We start from the raw sequence: 18590 nt of genomic DNA on the forward strand, positions 1-18590 counted from the left end.
TGAGGGCTTTGAAAGAAAGGTCCGATTTTCGTCCTAGAACATCCTCTTTCTTCTGTTTTGGAATAAATACTTGACCCGACGTTTACTTGTCTATAGCTTCGGTCCGACTACGAGGGATGCCGCCCTAACCTAACTGGAGCCAAACAGCATGGCCTACCAACATAAAGAGTTCTTCTTTCAATCTTCCAGAGACAATACCAAATTATACGGTCAAGCATGGACCAAATCCGGAGCCAATCGTGTAATTGTTTTCTGTCATGGATTCGGAGAACATAGCGGTAGGTATTCCAACCTTATCCAATATTTTAAGGATAGCGATGTTAACTTTTACGGTTTGGATCTAAGAGGTCATGGTAAATCGGAAGGCAAAAGAGGTCATGCTTCCGGTTTCGAAGCATTTGTAGATGATCTTGCTGACTTCGTGCAAGAGGTTCGCAAAAGAGAACATAGGGATAAGATCCTACTTTTAGGACATTCTATGGGTGGAGTAGTGGTCATCCGCTACGCTTTGGAAGGTATCAACCAGGATTATATCTATGGAGTTGTTGCCTGTTCTTCTGCATTAAAAATCCCTACTACACCAGTCCAAAGATTCCAGATCTCTGTGGCTGGTTTTTTACGTAAGATCGCACCTTCTACCACTCTGGACGCGAACCTGGATACAAATTTGGTAAGTAGAGATCCAGAAGTGGTCCAAGCTTATATCGATGATCCTATGGTTCACGGTAAAATTTCATTTTCTATGGGTTATGAATTGTTCCAACAAGGTGCAATTGCAAATAGAAAGGCCGGGATCTTAAGAACTCCTATCTTAATTCTACATGGTTTGGCTGACGGGATCGCCGATCCTGCCGGAAGTTTGGAATTTTATAATCATTTGGTTTATAAGAATAAAAGAATGAAAACCTATAAAGGTTTCTATCATGAACTTATGAACGAACCTGCAGGAGAAAGAGAAAAGGTCCTAAAGGATATCAAAGAATTTATGGATTCTTTGGTCCCAGAAAGGGCAAAATCATCTGCTAAAAAGGTCAGTGCGAAGAAGGCCACAAAATTGAAACCTTCTCCCAAAAAGAAAGCAGCAGCAAAGAAGAAGTAACTAAGCCTGCTTTTTCATTTATTCTTTTCTCAATCTATAGGTAATCGTAAAAGAAAGGAAGAACAGAAAAGAAAGAATTCCGATCACACCATAAATCGTTTTTTCAGTAGAAACGAATATACTTCCGTTATTGATCTCTCTTTCCTGATTTGCGGTCTCGTTGATTGGTTCTCCACCGATTACAGAAAAAGTGATCTCATATTGAGGTCCCGCATAACTAACTATATTCGAATTCACGTCCGGCGGGGCATCCACAGAAACAGGGCGTGTGCCCTTCTGCCCAATAAAAGAAACCTGCATATCCTTAGGTTTGGAGAAGATCACCTTCTCTCCTTCTTGGTTCTCGAATAATAATCTGTCTTTGAAGTGAGTAGGGGATAGGGTACTCGAAGGGATCACATAACTCACAAATAACTGAGAAGTTCCTGGAAGGATTGCCCTATCAATCACCCAACCATTTTTTCCTTTAGTCAGTTGGATTGGGATCGCCATCTTGTTTGTGCTCTGGGTCAATTGAGCGCTTACTTCTAAAGCTTCTTCAGGTATATAAACTTCTAGAGGGTCGTTGGGATTTTGGAAACTTTTAGGAGGAATGGTATTATTAGTTAAGATAGATACTTTAGAAATTACTAATGCTTCTTTTTCACGTACTACTTGAAGAAGGGATTTTGTTTTTACTACGGAACGATCCAGAGTTTTATCATAAACTGTTACCTCTTGTGGCCTTGACCTCATCATAGGTACCGGAGGGATCATCTTATTATAATTTACTCCGTTATAAGTCACTTGTAGCAGAATGGGAAGTCCATCAGGAGCATTGATCTTAGGAAGTTTAAAACTTCCTCTTACTGGACCCTGGTCAGGAAGAGGCAAAGGCATCATCTGTCTTTCTAAGGCGAAGAGGCGGATCCCTTCTGCGGACCCTGGTCCGCCTGTACTTCCATTTTTAAGGACAATCTGTAGTTCAAGTTCCTCCCCGAATAAGGGAGATAGGCTGAAACATATAAAAAGAGAAAAGAATAGGATTAGAAATTTATTCTGCATGGGATCGATTCCAATGTTTCTTATCCCCTGAAAAAGGGAAAGCCTTTCCGTTCTGATTCTTGTATCTGAAAACTCTAAAATTGTGGACGAATGTGGGGAATTTCGTTAGAAAGGAAGGCCAAGAGTGATATAAATAGAAAGAGGCCGCCTTGAAATTATTCAAAAGAATCCTTCTGGTTTTGTTAAGTGTTTTCGCGTTATTACTTCTGTTAGTTTATTTTTCCACATTCCATCCATCCGATTTGGAATCAGTACAAGTAAAATGTGAAGAAGGTGCTCCAAGCCTAGAGTCTTCCGAATCGATCAAGGTACTATCTTGGAATGTGCAATACTTTGCAGGAAGGAATCGTGTATTTTGGTATGATGTTCCGGATGAAACTGGACCAGATACTGGCCCGTCCAGAGAAGAGATAGAATCTACTCTCAAAAAAGTTGCGAATGTGATCTCAGAAAGAGATCCTGATTTTGTTCTATTCCAAGAAGTGGATGACGGAGCTAAAAAAACGTATTCTGAAAATCAGTCAGAAAGAATTCTTCCTTTGCTTTCTGATAAATACCCCTGCCAAACAGAAGCATTTTATTGGAAGGCAGGATTTGTTCCTCATCCAAAGATTATGGGCCCTGTTGGAATGAAATTAACTATATTCAGTAAATATAAAATTCTTTCTGCTTCTCGCCACCAACTTCCTACTCCTCCCGCAGATCCGATCACTAAACAATTACAATTAAAACGTGCGATCTTAGAAGCATCCATAGATGTAAAAGATAAACAACCTTTGGTTCTTTTGAATACACATTTGGATGCATTCTCCATGGGAACGGATACAATGCAAAGACAGGTCGCATTTATAGGCCAATTATTGGAAAAATTGGATTCAGAAGGATCGGAATGGGTTTTGGCAGGAGACTTTAATCTTCTTCCTCCAGGTTTTTCCAGAAAACAATTACATGTTAACGGGGCTTATTATTATAGCGACGACGAGGAAATTTCTCCATTATTCAAAAAATGGAATTCTACCGCAAGTTTAGAAGAATTGAACGGATCTAATCAGGAAAAATTTTACACTCATGTTCCTAACGATCCTCAGATCGCAAAGCCTGATAGGACCATTGATTATATGTTCTATTCTAAAGGTTTAACTAAGAAAGAATATAAAGTCTTAAAAGAAGGAGACGCCTTAGAATCCAGTGATCATCTTCCTTTAGAAGGTACCTTCTCCTTAGAAACTCGTTAATCTGTTCGGACAAATCCTTGCTCTTTTCTTAGAAGGCAAAAATTTGGAAAAAAACGAAAGATAGGGCATTATGAGACCGTTTAAAATTCTGGGAGTGCAGCAGATCGCAGTCGGCGGAGATAGTAAGGATAAACTCAAAAAATTTTGGGTAGATACTCTCGGATTGCAAAACATTGGTTCTTTTAGAAGTGAAAAAGAGAACGTAGATGAGGATATCCTACAGATGGGCAAAGGTCCTTACGCTGTAGAAGTAGATATCATGGAGCCTGTGGATCCAAGCAAAAGTCCAAAAGTGAATGATCCTAAATTGAATCATATTGGACTTTGGGTTGATGATATTCACAAAGCAGTAGAATGGCTAAGCGCTCAAGGAGTTCGTTTTACTCCAGGAGGGATCCGCAAAGGTGCTGGCGGTCATGAAGTGACTTTTATTCATCCAAAAGGAAATGAAGAATTTCCACTTTGTGGAGAAGGTGTTCTTGTAGAGCTTGTGCAAGCTCCTAAAGAAGTGATCGAAGCATTAGGCTGAAGATCAAAAAAAAGGATCTCTTGGGAGATCCTTTTTTATATTAAAATTACTTAATTCCCTGCAGGAAGTAAGTATGCATCGGGCCTTTTCCTTTTACCTCGATTACATTCCTATCTTCAAAATTATATTTATCTTTTAAGGAAAGATAAACAGATTCAGAAACATGGATCCTTCCGGTTGCTCCATGAGATTCCATACGAGAAGCAGTATTAACTGAATCACCCCAGAGATCGTATACGAATTTGTTCTTTCCGATCACTCCGGCAACAACCTCTCCGGTATGAAGACCGATCCGAACATTAAACTCGAATTCTAACTCAGGTTTTAATTCGTTCAAACGATGTATCATGTCGAGAGCTGCCTGAGCCGCTTTATGAGCATGGTCTTCCGTTGGGACAGGAATACCTCCTGCTAACATGTAACAATCGCCTATTGTTTTAATTTTTTCTAATTTATATTTGTCGGCGATCACATCGAATTCTGTAAAAATACGGTTTAAGATCTCTACTAGTCTAGTCGGTGTTTGGATCTTAGTGGTTAATTTAGAAAATCCAACTATATCAGCAAAAAGTACGGTAGAAGAAGGGAAATAATCTGCGATAACTCCTTCTCCTCCTTTTAAACGATCCGCAATACTTCTGGGTAGAATATTCAAGAGAAGATTTTCGGACTTCTGTCTTTCTTCTTCTATACTCTTATTTAAAACTTCGATCTTTTCCAATGAATCTTTTAATTCTTTGTTTCTTTTGGAAAGAGTTCTATAGGCATCCGCGTTATCCACACCGATTGCAACATAGTTTGCCAATGTCCTGAGAATATTCAGCTGATTTGGTTGGAATGCATTTTTAGAATAACTGTGAACTGTAAGAATTCCGATCAGACGTTCTTCTACCTTTAGGGGGAAGTATAATGCTGATTGGGAATTTTCTCCGAAATGTTTTCTGATATCTGATAAATAATTTGGATAATCTTTTTCAATATCTAAGGTGATCAGTTCTTTCTGTTGTTTTACACAATAAGAAGAAGGGTTATCCTCTTCTAAAGAATCTACGGAAGGAGCCGGGACATATCTTCCGTCTATTACGCAAAACTTATATTTGATCTCTTTTTTTTCTTCGTCGTAAGTTCCGAATGCGAGAACATCCATTGGAACGATTGACTTAGTATTCTCATAAACTGATTGTATAATGATTTTAGGTTCGAGGGAAGAAGTGATTATCTTACCGATCTCTGTTACAAGTTTGAGGTCCATATAAGCGGCCTCTAACATTATATTAGAATCGGTTAATGCTTCTTGGGTTTTGAGAAGTCTATGCTGGGTGGAATCCCCGATCTTCATGATCTTTGAAGATTGTTTGAGAAGAGACTCGTAGGATCCTATAATCGTTTTTAACTTTTGTTTAGGATCCTCTTTGGTATTCGAATCTTCTAAAAAAGACTGAGCGTCCGAGAGAAGTTTATATTCTTGCTCGAAAAAAGTATTTTGTTCTTTCGAAGTTTCGTTCTTTTCCACTTGTTCCGCACGAAAGAAATCTTATTTATAAGATTTCATTTTGAAAGTCAGGGACAAATCGGAAGAGAATTCTTCTCCGGTTTCCTGCATGTCCTCATCGTCTTCTTTATAAAGCCATTCGACTTCTACCTTTCCACCTTTGTCATGATATTTCTGGAGATTGTCCAATATATCCATGATCACTTTGGAAGAACTGGTATTAAAATAATCCATTTGGAAACGGAACTGGATTTGTTTGTTTGCAGTTTGGATTGCTGACAACCAATCAAAGACTGGTTTGTAAAACGCCATTGCGTTTTCCGGATAAGATTCTCCGATAATTTCCGCGAGCCCCTTATCTGATTCTAAGATGATTTCCGGTGAAGTTTTAGTCTGTTGTATATGTAAGGATTCCATGATTAGTTTTCCTTCGTAAAGAATGCGGAGATTGTAAAAAAGGATAGTTTGTTATCCAATTTGTCGAAACGAAACACCAGAGGTCCGTCTGACTTCCTGGCGATATCGATTAATCCCACACCTGCTCCTTTGCTATCTTCCGGCCTCTCCGATCTAAGTTGCTGTTGGTAGAAGGACTTTAATTCGTCCTTACTCATGGAGTTGATTTTTTGGATCCTTTCGGTCAAAAACTCGATCTTCTCGTTTAGTACCAAATTTCCCGAAGCAACATGGTAGCCAACCGAATTTTCCCTGACTATGAGGATCCCTACGCCTGCATCTTTCTGCTCTTCGTTAATTTTTCGCTCAGCGGAGTAGTGCAGCATATTTTGCGCTAGTTCTATAAATACCGCGAAAATTTTCTTTATTTTGGATTCCGTGCTCAAAGAAGTCCGGATCATAGATCCTAATTCAGTTAGAACTTCCTGGGACAGTCTGCCCTTAAAGGATACGAGCAGATTAAACTCGCTAGTTTCCTGATAAGTCTTAAATAGATTTACGACTTCATTTTCCATCTTCAGCATCTTCCTTTTTCAGAAACATCTCCTTATCTTCCCCCCAGTATTATACCGACTAGTGTTATGTCGTCCCGTTGAGCCTCTCCATTTTGGTGGGCTAACAGGAAGGATTCTAAACGTTCTTTTTGTTCTTCACCAGAAAGATGTTCTATCCCGCTTAAGAAGTTTAACAACCCTTTGGTACCTATTTTTTGTCGGTCCGGATTCGGCTGGTCCATAAAGCCGTCCGTGGTTAAGTAAACACTCGTACGTATTCCTTTTTCCAAGGAGATGGAGTGTGTTGTAAATTTTCGCGTTTCTTCTTTTTGCCTGCCGCCGATCGAGAATCTATCACCTTTAATTTCGGTCAAGACTCCGCCTTTTCCTATAAAAATAGGTCGTTTTGCTCCCGCAAAGTATAAATTGTTTCCTTCAATCTTTAATAGACAAAGATCCATTCCATCTCTTGAATTCGTTTGGTCCATGTCCTGTTTGAGGGCCTGTCTTACTTTTTTATGCAGCTGTTCTAAAATAGAACCCGGATCTGTAATACCAATTTCGTTCACGATCTGATTGAGCAAAGTATTTCCAATCATGGACATAAGAGCTCCCGGAACTCCGTGACCGGTACAATCTACAGATGCGATATATATTGCATCTTCCTGTTTTGAAAACCAGTAAAAATCTCCAGATACTATATCTTTCGGACGGAATACCACAAAATAATCGGAAAGTGCATTTCCTAATACTTCAGAAGAAGGTAAAATAGCCTGCTGGATATTCAATGAATATGTAATACTATCCGTAATATGCTGGTTTTTTAAAGCCAGATCGTCGTTAGCTTGAGCTAATTCTTTGGTTCTATCCGCGACTTTACTTTCCAAATTCGCATAAAGTAATGCGTTATCGATGGAGATCGCAGCCTGAGAGGACAAAATGGAGATAGTTTGTAGTCTATCCGAAGTGAATGCAGCCTCGGAAAGATTATTCTCTAAATATAATATACCAATTAGTTCTCCCTGCTTGATGATCGGAGAACATAGAACGGATTTTGTTTTCCTTTCTCTAATATATGGATCCTTGTTGAACTTCTCGTCGGCAAACGCGTTACGCAGCACGAGGTCCTCTTTAGTCCTCTCCACATAGTAGATAACACTGATAGGTATATTTTTACTCTCTTGGATCGGGATCCCTTGGAGAACTCTGATCTCATCGTCGGTGGTGCTACCTTCCGCTTCTACGAAAAGTTTTCCGTCCCTTCTTAAGATCATAACTCCTTTTTCAGCACCCACGTTCTCAATGGAAATTTGCATTAAGGTGTCTAATAAGGATTCTAGTTTGATCTCTCCGGAGATTGCGGTGGAACTTTTCAGAATGGATTGGAAGTCCAGAGTCTGGCCAGAATATACTTCTGTTGCAGAGGCTGTTCTTGTGCTTAAAGTCCCGATCGTGCGGGTAGTGCGGAAGGTATCCCTTCCTCCTTTTTCTCGGATGAATTCTGGGAATTTGGCCTTAAGAAGTTCCTGCTTTTTAATAGCTCCCCATCTTCCATACTTTTGATAAGCCTCTGCGATATACTGAGATCCTATCTTGATACTTCCTTTGGAGAACCAAAATTTGGAAGCAAGTTCCGCTGCTAAAGCCTCGTCATTATAATATTCATTTTTACCGGCAAGTTGAACTGCTTGCTCATATGTTTTAGCAGCTTTCCAGTTTTTGTATTCTAGTCTTGCAAGTTCAGCTTCTACTAAAAGAAACTTATGTTCGAAGTTTTCTGGAGCATTTGCAGAAAGAAGTTTAAGCTTCTCTTGGTTTTTCTTAATCCTTTCTAGAAACTTAGCTTTTTGTTCTTGGGTAGAAAGTTTGTAGTTCGCAGCCATTGCGAGAGAATATAGATAAGCATGTTCCTCTACAGCGATCTGACCTGAGATGAATCCAAGCATACTTTCGGATTCTTCTAATTCTTTTAATGCACTTTCTGCTTCTCCATAGCTGAGAAGTGTTCTTGCTTTCATGATCTTGAAAAGACAAACAGGGAAAGGACTTTGGTGAGAATTACATAATTCTATATAACTCTGCTCGCTCATATCATCGATCGAGAATTCAAGATGAGAAGAAGTTTTTCCTCTTAGATTGGAAACTACCAGAGCAGATGCGAGAACGGTATCGATCGCTAAGTTGTTTTTTACTTTGCGTGTAAATTTTAAAAGTCCATCTATTTTAGGTTTTACTAATTCTAGATTTTTGGACTGAAGAACCACGTTGACTGCGTCATTCATTGCGCAGTAACCACCATGTAAGAATTCCCCAGACTCTAAACTAGCCTGGATCCCTCTATGATTGATCTCTTCTGAATATTTTAAATGTCTCACGAAAGGAGTGGTATAGTTTGCGAGAATATTCGCAGCTTTAGTGATCCCGCTTGGGTTCTTATACTTCTCACTTACCTTGATAGCAAGTTCTGCGAATTCGTAACCTTTTCTATATTGTTGGAATCCTGAAGTGAGAAGGATAGCATACATAGAATATCCGTATGGATCCGAAAGATTTCCATACTTCAAGAATAGGTTTACCATCTTCAAGGAAACGATTGGGAAAAGTGATAATGCAAAATTGTAAACAGTAGGGATGGCGCTGATCAAAAGATTCACTGCCATGATCTGTTCTTGTTTTTGGATCAGTGGGAGGTCCAACAAGGAGTCTACTGTCTTTTCTTCCAGAGCCTTGTTTACGATCTCTATCTCTTCTCCTGTTACTTTTTCATGATCCGTTTCAGGAATATCCACCCCTAAAGGTTGGAGAGCCTTGATGATCATAGGAAGAGCTAAGTCGAATTTTCCAAGAGCTGAATATTGAATGATTAAAAGATTACAAGCATCAGCTTTTTCGATAGGAGATCTTGCGTATTTTAAAAGTGTATCTATTGTTTTTTGAGAATCATCAAAGTTCCCTGTGAGATACTGAGTTTCTCCTAGTTCTCTGAAGATAGAATAACAAAGTTCATACTTAGAATTCCAAAGAGCATCATCTCCTTGAGACGCTTCTGGCAGAAGGAAAAGTAATTCTCTCGCCTTTGCGATATAAGAAAGAGCAGGTTTATAAGCCGTAGAATTTTTGGCCTTCTTCCCTGCGATCAGATCCAACTGAGCTAATTTTAATTTTTCAGCGGATTCAGTGATCAGCCCAGATCCAATATTCATGTGATTTGCAATATCAAAGATATTGTCTTCGATCTGTTTTGGATCGGCTCCTTCTATAAGGAATCTTCCCAATTGCAGACGGATCTTCTTTTTCTTTTCTTCTTCTATAATTTCGTAAGCTGCTTGTTGGACCCTATCGTGTTGGAACCGGAAAGTAACTGTTTTTGCAGTTTGGTAATTTTTATCCTTATTCGCAGCTGTATCTTCGAAAGATTCAGCAAGACGATAATTTTCTCCGATTGGAACAATCAATTCTTCTGCGATTGTTTCCTGCAAAGAACTGAGAGCTGTTTTATAATCTGTTTCTAAAATTCTTGTTAGAAGAGCCAGATCGAAACTACTTCCGATACATGCGGCCATCTCAAGTGTTTCTTGGATCTTAGGAGAAAGTTTACGGATCCTATTTACTAAAAGTTCAACTACGTTATCCGAAATTTTAGTATTTTTGATCTTGGCGATATCCCATTTCCAAACACCTTCTCCCGGTTTCCCGGAACCCTGATCAAAATAGACTGAGTCTTCCTTGGCGAGTTGTTTCAGAAGTTCCCCGATAAAGAATGGGTTCCCTCCGGTTTTGGAATGAATGATTTCCGCAAGTTCAGCGGTTTTATCTTCCGAAATATAAAGACTGTCTGAGAGTAATTGCCTTACGTCTTTTAATGCCAAAGGTTGGAGAACGATCTTGTAAGGATCCAGTCCTTCTTTTTCAAGGGTATCCAGCAATACTTGGAAAGGGTGGGAAGAATCTACTTCGTTATCTCTATAAGCTAATATGATGAAAAGGTAATTTACGGTTACGTCTTCCATCAGATTTTTGAGAAGTTCTAAGGAAGCAGTGTCCGCCCATTGCATATCATCTAAGAAGATCGCAAGTGGATGTTCAGGACTTGCAAAAACCTTAATGAAGTTTTGGAATACTATATAAAAACGGTTTGCGTTCTCCTGCGGGCCAAGTTCTGGAACAGGATCTTGCTTTCCTATGATGATCTCGAGTTCAGGGATCACATCTGTGACTACTTTTCCGTTGGCACCGACTGCTTTTTTGATCTTACTCTTCCAAGATTCGATCCTTTCTGGAGATTCTGTTAAGATCAATTCTACTAAACTGGAAAATACCTGGATGATAGCAGAGAAGGGAAGGTTTCGATTGTACTGGTCGAACTTTCCTGAAATGAAATAACCTTTGGATTCAGTAAGAGGTTTGTTGATCTCTTTTACTAAAGAGGATTTCCCCACACCGGAATATCCTCCGATCAAAACCATTCTGGATCTTCCGTTTGTAGCAACGGATTTGAATTCTTCCAGAAGTGTTTTGATATACTCGTCCCTTCCATAAAGTTTCTGAGGGATCTTGAATTCTGTCGAAAAATCTGTTTGAGCTAGAGGGAAAGAAGGGAAGTCTGTCTTTTCTTTCCAGAGAGCGTAAGCCTTCTCCAAATCTCCTTGGAGTCCTCTCGCAGTTTGGTATCTGTCTTCTGCATTTTTTGCCAGAAGCTTCATTATGATTTCTGAAAGTACGGTCGGGACTTCTGATCTTGCTTCTTTTGGAGAAGCTGGTATCTTTGCTAAATGAGCATGTACTAATTGTAAAAGATCCTCACCATCGAATGGAAGTTTTCCGAGTAACATCTCGTAGTAAGTGATCCCTAAAGAATAAAAATCACTTCTGTAATCTACCGAACGATTCATCCTTCCTGTTTGTTCTGGAGAAACGTAATGGATGGAACCTTCTAAAATATTAGGTGCTGACCAGGAAGTTTCTTCCTTATTCAATTTGGTGGAAATTCCGAAGTCTATGATCCGGACTTGTTTTTCGTCCTTATTGAATATTATATTTTCAGGCTTTAAGTCTTTATGTATGATCTTTTTGGAATGTATTTCACTCAGTCTTTCTGCGAGTTGGATGGAGATTGGAAAGAAGTCCGAAAGAGTCATCGGCTTTTTGGAGATAAAATCCTTTAAGGAACCTCCAGGCACGAAGTCCATAAAAAGTGCGAACCCGTCTTGCAACTTTTCGAATTTGATAGGTTTTACAAAATAACCGGAAGAAAGTAAATTTAAGATCTCGAATTCGTTCCTAAGATTGACCACCGAAGGATGTAATTCGTCCAAAACTGGAAGAAATTTGATGATGACGGATCTATTGTCTTCTTTACGAACAGCTTTATAAACTTCGGACGCAGATTCGGCGTTTAGCCTTTCTTTTAGTTCGAACCCTGTTACGATCATCCTTCTACTTCACCTTTATTTTTATATTATATTCTAAATATCGAATTTTCAGAGGCGATACAAAAGTCCGCCCCAATAAAATCCGGCCCCAACCGCAGGAGAAAGGATTAAGTCGCCTTTTTTGACGATCCCTTTATAATAATATTCAGATAATGCAATTGGAATGGATGCTGCGGAAGTATTTCCTACTCTTTCGAAATTCAAAAGTATTTTTTCTTTAGGGAACTTAGTTCTTTTTAGAACATCCTGCACTACCACGTCTGTGCCTGGATGAGGGATGACCCAATCTATCTCTTCTAATGAGACATTATTCTTTTTTAATAGATCATCCATGGAAGAAAGTGTAAGATCTGCAGCGTTTGTTACCAGTTCCGGATAACTTTTTACGTAAAAGTTCGGCCCAGGTCCTGTCTCGATTATGCTAGCAAGATCTCCATCATCCTTTAAAAAAGAATCTATAATGCCGAATTCTTTGTCTCCAGTATACTCTAATAGAACTCCTGCGGCTGCGTCACCTGCTGTGAATTCTCCGTAACCGCCCATTCTGGTGCGGACAGAAAATCTTTCGCTGCCTATCACGAGTGCGTTCTTAAATTTACCGCTGCTCAAGAACGCTGCGCCCATTTGCACACCATGAACAAAACCGGTACAAGCAGTACAAATATCGAATGCTAATGAATTAGAAGTTCCTGCAAGTTTAGAAGCCTGAGGCGCCAAATCCGGAAGATAAAGTCTATCTGTCCAGTTAGCCAGAATGAATAAGTCCACATCCTCTGCTTTTTTTCCTGCATCTTTCAGGATCATTTTAGAGGTTTCTGCTGCCATGAACTGGGCGGTCTCTTTTTCGTTTGCCCTTCTTCTTTCAGTTACGCCAATATTGCCGATGACTGCTTTTTCGGCAGGATGCATTTCAGGATATTTTAATCTAGGGCGAATTTCCTCATTGGTGACGATCCTTTCCGGAAGATAATGCCCAATCCCGGTGATTCGAACTCCGTTCGAAACTAGGTTTTTAGAATTCGCCATGGATCAATACTCCTTTGGTCCATAATAAATTTCCAGTCATAATTCCAATCTTTTGATGCATCTTTATCACACTTAAGGCAAACGGGTATACACCATAAATTGTTCGGTGTAAATTCTTTCCGGATCTAATTCTCTGAGAGCGGTCAATTCATCCGAATTGATGGCTGGCTCTTGAGCGATTGGAAGATCCTCGTCGGGAGGAAGCCAAAGTGTATATCTTAGAACAGCTTCTTCCGATTCCATTTCGTCGTCGGATGCAGGTGCAAGCCAAGAACTCAATTCGAAAGGATGGTCCGAAAAAGAGGACCTTTGGAATCTACCGAACTGGCAGACTGCTTCGATTACCCTGTCTCCAGGTGAAGTGATATGTTTTACTTTTCTTACGAATCTAAAACGGTTTGCCTTTGCTACTACGATTGTGTCCGCAACGGAGACGATATCATTCGCACCTCCTGATCCTACTAAGAAGTTTCCTTTTCCATCTAATACTGAGTTGATATTTCCAAACCAGTCTACTTCTGCAGCGCCAATCACTCCCAAACAATCATCAGGTACAACTGTTCCTAATATACTTACTATATCAGATAACATGGAGCAATGTTGTGTGTGAAGTTGGCTGAAAAGAAAAACGTCTCCCACAAAAGGTTTCATTCCATAAAATCCGAGCTCAGCAACGATCTTAATATGGATCCCTTCTTTTTCTAGAAGTTTAGCCGCTGTCCAGGCGGCCATATGTGCGGCTCCGATTCCTGCGAGAATTGTTTTGTATCCTTTTGTCTTGACCTTCTCTATGATCGCTCTTGCAGCAAGAATGATCATCTGTTCTGAATCATTTACAGTTTTAGGATTTTCAGGAGAAGATAGAGAATGTTCCGGAGGAGTCATCTTCAAACGTCTGAGCCTGACTTCTCCGATCAGATCCAGATATTCTTCGTGTCCACCGGATAATATTACATTTTCTTTATACCATTTTTCAGCCTTAGCGGGAATGCCTGCCGCCTTATTGGCCTCCATTTGGAATTCATAATCATCTAAATATGATTCTACACCTTCGAATGCTGGGATCTCAGGAAAACCTTGCACTCTTAAAGATTGAGGATGTGCTCCGAATCTTGCAGGAGCGATCCCTAAAACTTTTGTGCCAGGTATATGTACTAGTTCAGGAGGAACTGTTCCTCTTGGTACGATCTTCTCCACAGTAGCGATCACACCTTTAGTGGCAGCAAGTGCACCCCAAGCTCCTTCTCCACCTGGTTGAGAGAGAACAATATTTCCGTCTTCGTCAGCTACTACTCCGTGGACCAATGTAATATCTGGGCAGAGTGGAAGAAGAACTACCATGTCCTTCTCTTTTGTTCCTCTACTTTCAGAAACTAGATGAGGGCTCGCAGCTTCTCCATAAGGATTTCCTTCTGTAGGTTTATGATATAAGAATGCAGTCTTTCCTAATTTGTCCGTAATCAGGTCAGAACCTACCAAAGAATTTGAAACAAATCCTGGAAGTTTCATGGCGCCTGCCATCAATCTTTGCACCAAGGTGAGAAGGGACCAAAGTTCCAACTCAAAAGGTTTTCCTTTCATTAAGTCTTTATACAAACTATTTGGACTTGGCTTAGGATAATTATCTCCTGCAAAACCTGTGATCATCTTCTTTACGATCCCTGAAAGAGCGAGACAGTGAGCGCTAGAGTGAATTCCCGCAACACTGATTGTGAACTCAGGATTTGTTTCTTCGAAAACACGAGAGAGAGAATAGATAAGTGCATTTGGCCTAGACATTGTAGTGGCCAAGTGTAAGTACATGCCCGGTCTAACGAATTCCCGCACGAGGGAATCAGGATCAGAAAGAATCTTAGTAGTTTGATGATTCGATTCTTGTGGCATTCGTTTATTTTGCAAAAAAGCCCGGACAAAAGGCATTTTCACCAAAGGTTAGATTTTTGACGGAAAAAAGGCCATATTCATACGAAATCAGCGTGAAAATACTGCCAAATCGTGAGTTTAAATCCCATGACATTTCGCATCTAAAAACTAACATCGTTTAATGCGAGGGTTTACTAAGTAAGAGGGATTAGGCCTCTCTTTTTTACCAGACTCTGGTATAAAAATTTCAGTTCTTTCCAGCATTCTTTATTATACGAGAGCTCAGGCTTTAAGATCGGATTTCTGGGCTCCGATACTTAGATGGAACCCTCCTTAGAAAGAGAAGCTGAAATGTCAGAAGCCCCAAAAGAGTCTTTTAACTTCAAGACAGAACTAGTTGTCCGCAGATCGGATACTAGAAGTGCCACTGTAGTAGGTGGACTTTTTGTTTCTCACCTAACATACGAAACATTTATCCCTCTCGTAAACGAAGTGTTTGATGCATTCTTAGAATCTAACTCCTGGTCCAAGGCGAATATTGCAGGAGCAAATATTATCATTCCTAAAATGGATGTGGAATATAAGTCAGAAGCTAAAGCAGGAGATGTTTTAGAATTTTCCGCCGGAGTTTTTAATTTAGGGAAGAAGTCCTGCGAGTTACATATCTTAGCTTCTCAAAAAGTTTCTAAAGAAGAAGTGGGACTTGCAAAAATTTCTCTAGTATTCTTTGACTATGTTTCTAAAAAAACTTTGGAGATCCCGTCCGCATTTAGGGCGAAATTCGAAGTATGAATTCCAAGGTCCAAACTTCTCAAACGGAAGCTGAGTTTCCTGCGGAATATTATTTTTCGACGGAGATACCGATCCGTAAGATCGATCTAAGTTTGGACATACATGTTTCTTTCGCAAGTGTGTTAGATCTTGTGATGGAGGCTCACCTTCAGTTCTTTCAATACCTTGGTTATTCAGTCACTGATATTCATGGGAACAGCATCATATTTGCAAACGCTTCCATACAATACCAGGGTGAACTATTATATAAAGATAAAGTGATTATAGATGTTTCCTTGGATAATTTCGGGGAGAAGTCTTTCGATCTATACTTTAGACTTTCTAAAAGGAATCGAGCGGAGAAGGTCTCCGTCGTAAAGATTAGAGTTTTATTCTTTGATTATAAACTTAGAAAGGTAGTTTCGATCCCTTCTGAATTCAAAAATAAATTTGATACAGGAAAATATATCAAGATGCAAAGCCCAGAGATCGGAAAAGAGGTCTCAAGCGCAGTTGGTCCTGATGGATTTGTATTCGGATTTCGTAAATTGGAAGTTTGGAATCTTTCTCATGTGTTCCTTCTTCATTTATACGAACTTTGTGAGAGTTGGAAAGGAAAAGTAGAACCAAGTCTTTTAGAACATATCAGATCTATTTCTTCCTTATTGCCTGTAAGAATTGCAGGAGCTTGGGGGACTAGGATCCGCGCAGAAAAAGTAAAAAATATACTAAGAGCAAAAGTACATTTAGAAGAGCTTAGATATCTTCTAATCTTAGTAGCTGATCTTGGTAAAGTAGATCCTTCTCAAGAGTTGGATGATCTTCAGACAATCAATTCTCATCTCAAAAAATATCTGAACAAAGTCAGGACCGGAGAAACTAGAAAGATCCGATGAAAGATAAGATCGCATTAGTCACAGGCGGAAACGCAGGTATTGGAAAAGCAATCGTACTGGAATTTGTTTCCAGAGGTGCAAAGGTAATATTCTGCGGAAGAAGAGAAGAAGAAGGAAAAAAAGCAGAAGAGGAAATTTCCAAACTGGGTGGAAAAGTAAAGTTCTTCCGTTGTGATGTGTCTGACGATTCACAAGTAAAAGAATTAGTACAAAAAGCAGAATCAGAATTTGGAGGTCTGGATTTCGCAGTGAATAACGCTGCGGTTGGAGGACTTGCAACTGATTTGCACCAATACCCAGAAAAAGTTTGGGATAAAGTGATCTCGGTAGATCTAAAAGGCACCTGGCTTTGTATGAAACATGAAATAGAACTTCTTTTGAAAAGAGGAGGGGGTTCTATCGTAAATGTATCTTCTATCGCGGGACTCGTCGGAGCAGATTGGAAAGTGGCTCCATATTCCGCAGCAAAACATGGAGTAGTTGGACTTACAAAATCCGCAGCATTAGAATACGCAGAAAAAAAGATCAGAGTGAACGCAGTTTGTCCGGGATTTATTCGAACAGAAATGTTAGAAGGATTATTTAATTCTTCGTCTGATCCTAAAGAAGCTGAGAAAAAAATTACCAAATTACATCCTGTCAATCGACTTTCTGAACCGAGTGAAGTCGCCAAGGCAGCGGTTTGGTTATGTTCCGAAGAGGCTTCTTTTATTACTGGTGTGGCGCTTCCTGTGGACGGCGGCTATACTGCTAAATAAAAACGTAATATTTTTTCTTGTAGGAAAGTTCAGATGCGTCAAATATGCGTAATTCTGTTTCGAAAATTATAAGAACCTGTCCCAAGGGGCCAGGCTCTTGAAGCCCGAAACTAAATACTTATTTACGATCTAAATTTTAAAACGGACTATAAACGGTTTTTCCGGTCAAAAAAAATATGAAACTCCGGTATTATGCAATCACGGATAAAGGAAACTTTCGCTCTCATAACGAGGATTCTTTTTTATCCGTAGATAGTTTGGTATGCGGCCAAACTCATGGAGAATCAGAAACAGTCCGTCAATTAGATACGGAGGAATTTTCCGGATTATTCGCCTTGGCAGATGGTTTAGGTGGACATGAGGCAGGAGAGATCGCAAGTAGAGTCGCGTTAGAAAAACTTGCGTGGATGGAAAAAGCAATCCGCCCTATCGAAGAGTTACCTTCTTCCGGCTGGAAAAACCTAATTCGCAAAATTAATAATGAAGTAAATACTTACGGAGAATCCATAGGAAAACCTAAAATGGGGACCACTTTGGTTGGTTGTCTTTTGGGAAAAAGAAAGTCCTGGATCTTTAACGTAGGGGATAGTCGTCTTTATCATCTGACTAAAGAAGGTCTCAGCAAAGTAACAGTAGATCATAATATTGGAGAAGAGCTGGGTTCCAGTTATGGCCGAAATCTTCTGACAAGTTGTATTGGTGGCGGAACAAAAAGTATCGAAGTAGATACATTCGACTATTCCGGAAAATTATCTCCGGGAGATTTTATACTGATCTGCACAGATGGTTTAACTGAAGTTTTAAATATAGATCAAATAGAAAAGATCATGAGAGAACATGAGGATCTAAGAGAAACTTGCAGGATCCTTTCTGAAGAAGCAAATCTAAGACTGACTCGAGACAATCACACAATTGTGATCATCAAAATAGATTCAGTTTAAGTTGATTGTTTTAAAGTCCGGAAGAGTAGGCGCCTTCTAACAGAAATCGGGCAGTCAATCGGAAGAATAAATCCCCGTTGTCCGCCTCCTCTAATTGGTAAACCAAAGGCATATCCGATTTTCTTGCTATTTCAAAAAATCCTAAACCTGCGCCCTTACTTTTTTCGGGCCTGTCAGAACGGATCTGCTCATTATACCTTTGTTTGAGTTCTTCTTGAGAAAGTTTTTTAACTTCTTCAATTTTACCTTTTAAATATGCGGCCTGTTCTTGTGTGACAGCGTTTCCGCAATTGAGTTCCCAGTTATGAGCCTTTCTTCTTAAAACTAAAATTCCAATCCCACTCTTTTCATCTCTTTCGATGGAATAATGTGCAACGTTCTGAGCCATTTCCACAAATACAGTGAGGATGCGGTTCTTCTTCTTTTCTTCTTCTAACTTTTCTTTTAGAAGATCATTTAAAGAAGAAATGGTAGTCTCTGAAAAAGGCCCTTTATAAAGAAGAGCCACTCCGGTCCTTTTAAGAACATTATATTGTTTTGATAACTGCATATAC

15 protein-coding genes are annotated in these 18590 nt (G+C 39.6%); 7 read left to right on the forward strand and 8 right to left on the reverse strand.

What is annotated here, in order from left to right; translation table 11 throughout:
* The first annotated feature begins 148 nt into the window (after positions 1-148).
* Positions 149-1099 (forward strand): alpha/beta hydrolase, encoded by a 951-nt coding sequence (locus EHQ52_RS18380; protein ID WP_135616780.1) that lies wholly within the window; start codon positions 149-151, stop codon positions 1097-1099.
* 18 nt (positions 1100-1117) lie between these two features.
* Here the strand turns inward: EHQ52_RS18380 and EHQ52_RS18385 are convergent, their stop codons facing one another.
* Positions 1118-2143 carry a hypothetical protein gene (locus EHQ52_RS18385; protein ID WP_208653536.1) on the reverse strand — a complete coding sequence of 342 codons (1026 nt, stop codon included), beginning with the start codon at positions 2141-2143 and terminating at the stop codon, positions 1118-1120.
* Positions 2144-2292: 149 nt separating this feature from the next.
* Between EHQ52_RS18385 and EHQ52_RS18390 the strand changes: the two genes are divergently transcribed.
* Positions 2293-3378 carry an endonuclease/exonuclease/phosphatase family protein gene (locus EHQ52_RS18390; protein WP_135616782.1) on the forward strand — a complete coding sequence of 362 codons (1086 nt, stop codon included), beginning with the start codon at positions 2293-2295 and terminating at the stop codon, positions 3376-3378.
* A 70-nt stretch (positions 3379-3448) separates the two neighbouring features.
* Complete coding sequence (locus tag EHQ52_RS18395; RefSeq protein ID WP_135616784.1) at positions 3449-3907, forward strand: VOC family protein; 459 nt, start codon at positions 3449-3451, stop codon at positions 3905-3907.
* Between the two features lie 46 nt (positions 3908-3953).
* Here the strand turns inward: EHQ52_RS18395 and EHQ52_RS18400 are convergent, their stop codons facing one another.
* The 6 genes from EHQ52_RS18400 to EHQ52_RS18425 all read right to left on the reverse strand — a co-directional run bounded on the left by EHQ52_RS18400 (position 3954) and on the right by EHQ52_RS18425 (position 14691).
* Positions 3954-5420 carry an adenylate/guanylate cyclase domain-containing protein gene (locus tag EHQ52_RS18400; RefSeq protein ID WP_135616787.1) on the reverse strand — a complete coding sequence of 489 codons (1467 nt, stop codon included), beginning with the start codon at positions 5418-5420 and terminating at the stop codon, positions 3954-3956.
* 21 nt (positions 5421-5441) lie between these two features.
* Positions 5442-5816: a DUF1987 domain-containing protein gene (locus EHQ52_RS18405; protein ID WP_135616788.1), complete on the reverse strand. Its 375-nt coding sequence runs from the start codon at positions 5814-5816 to the stop codon at positions 5442-5444.
* Between the two features lie 2 nt (positions 5817-5818).
* Entirely contained in the window at positions 5819-6370 is a 552-nt protein-coding gene (locus EHQ52_RS18410) for a SiaB family protein kinase (protein WP_135617122.1), read from the reverse strand.
* Positions 6371-6402: 32 nt separating this feature from the next.
* Positions 6403-11781 (reverse strand): protein kinase domain-containing protein, encoded by a 5379-nt coding sequence (locus EHQ52_RS18415; protein WP_135616791.1) that lies wholly within the window; start codon positions 11779-11781, stop codon positions 6403-6405.
* Between the two features lie 48 nt (positions 11782-11829).
* Positions 11830-12807, reverse strand: coding sequence for a ketoacyl-ACP synthase III (locus EHQ52_RS18420; protein ID WP_135616794.1), 978 nt, complete (start codon positions 12805-12807; stop codon positions 11830-11832).
* Positions 12808-12879: 72 nt separating this feature from the next.
* On the reverse strand, positions 12880-14691 hold the full coding sequence (locus EHQ52_RS18425; protein ID WP_135616797.1) for a CoA-transferase: 1812 nt from the start codon (positions 14689-14691) through the stop codon (positions 12880-12882).
* Between the two features lie 300 nt (positions 14692-14991).
* On the opposite strand from EHQ52_RS18425, the gene EHQ52_RS18430 reads away from it, so the two are divergent.
* From EHQ52_RS18430 to EHQ52_RS18445, 4 genes are all read left to right on the forward strand, one after another.
* Positions 14992-15462: an acyl-CoA thioesterase gene (locus EHQ52_RS18430; RefSeq protein ID WP_244244957.1), complete on the forward strand. Its 471-nt coding sequence runs from the start codon at positions 14992-14994 to the stop codon at positions 15460-15462.
* Positions 15459-16337 carry a four helix bundle protein gene (locus tag EHQ52_RS18435; protein ID WP_135616798.1) on the forward strand — a complete coding sequence of 293 codons (879 nt, stop codon included), beginning with the start codon at positions 15459-15461 and terminating at the stop codon, positions 16335-16337. The genes EHQ52_RS18430 and EHQ52_RS18435 overlap by 4 nt, the downstream gene beginning before the upstream one ends.
* Positions 16334-17095: an SDR family NAD(P)-dependent oxidoreductase gene (locus tag EHQ52_RS18440; protein ID WP_135616800.1), complete on the forward strand. Its 762-nt coding sequence runs from the start codon at positions 16334-16336 to the stop codon at positions 17093-17095. The genes EHQ52_RS18435 and EHQ52_RS18440 overlap by 4 nt, the downstream gene beginning before the upstream one ends.
* 176 nt (positions 17096-17271) lie before the next feature.
* The gene (locus EHQ52_RS18445; protein WP_135616802.1) at positions 17272-18036 is read left to right on the forward strand and encodes a PP2C family protein-serine/threonine phosphatase; all 765 of its coding nucleotides are present in this window, start codon (positions 17272-17274) and stop codon (positions 18034-18036) included.
* Positions 18037-18046: 10 nt separating this feature from the next.
* Here the strand turns inward: EHQ52_RS18445 and EHQ52_RS18450 are convergent, their stop codons facing one another.
* On the reverse strand, positions 18047-18586 hold the full coding sequence (locus EHQ52_RS18450; protein WP_135616804.1) for a SiaB family protein kinase: 540 nt from the start codon (positions 18584-18586) through the stop codon (positions 18047-18049).
* Between the last annotated feature and the right edge of the window lie 4 nt (positions 18587-18590).

The sequence above is a fragment of the Leptospira koniambonensis genome (assembly GCF_004769555.1).
GTDB classification, from domain to species: Bacteria; Spirochaetota; Leptospiria; order Leptospirales; family Leptospiraceae; genus Leptospira_B; species Leptospira_B koniambonensis.

Bases quoted from the DNA above. Each gene is read 5' to 3' on its own strand.
- EHQ52_RS18445 (WP_135616802.1), top strand. From the start codon at position 17,272: ATGAAACTCCGGTATTATGCAATCACGGATAAAGGAAACTTTCGCTCT.
- EHQ52_RS18420 (WP_135616794.1), bottom strand. From the start codon at position 12,807: ATGGCGAATTCTAAAAACCTAGTTTCGAACGGAGTTCGAATCACCGGG.
- EHQ52_RS18410 (WP_135617122.1), bottom strand. From the start codon at position 6,370: ATGGAAAATGAAGTCGTAAATCTATTTAAGACTTATCAGGAAACTAGC.
- EHQ52_RS18430 (WP_244244957.1), top strand. From the start codon at position 14,992: ATGGAACCCTCCTTAGAAAGAGAAGCTGAAATGTCAGAAGCCCCAAAA.
- EHQ52_RS18405 (WP_135616788.1), bottom strand. From the start codon at position 5,816: ATGGAATCCTTACATATACAACAGACTAAAACTTCACCGGAAATCATC.
- EHQ52_RS18440 (WP_135616800.1), top strand. From the start codon at position 16,334: ATGAAAGATAAGATCGCATTAGTCACAGGCGGAAACGCAGGTATTGGA.
- EHQ52_RS18450 (WP_135616804.1), bottom strand. From the start codon at position 18,586: ATGCAGTTATCAAAACAATATAATGTTCTTAAAAGGACCGGAGTGGCT.
- EHQ52_RS18435 (WP_135616798.1), top strand. From the start codon at position 15,459: ATGAATTCCAAGGTCCAAACTTCTCAAACGGAAGCTGAGTTTCCTGCG.
- EHQ52_RS18425 (WP_135616797.1), bottom strand. From the start codon at position 14,691: ATGCCACAAGAATCGAATCATCAAACTACTAAGATTCTTTCTGATCCT.
- EHQ52_RS18395 (WP_135616784.1), top strand. From the start codon at position 3,449: ATGAGACCGTTTAAAATTCTGGGAGTGCAGCAGATCGCAGTCGGCGGA.
- EHQ52_RS18415 (WP_135616791.1), bottom strand. From the start codon at position 11,781: ATGATCGTAACAGGGTTCGAACTAAAAGAAAGGCTAAACGCCGAATCT.
- EHQ52_RS18385 (WP_208653536.1), bottom strand. From the start codon at position 2,143: ATGCAGAATAAATTTCTAATCCTATTCTTTTCTCTTTTTATATGTTTC.
- EHQ52_RS18380 (WP_135616780.1), top strand. From the start codon at position 149: ATGGCCTACCAACATAAAGAGTTCTTCTTTCAATCTTCCAGAGACAAT.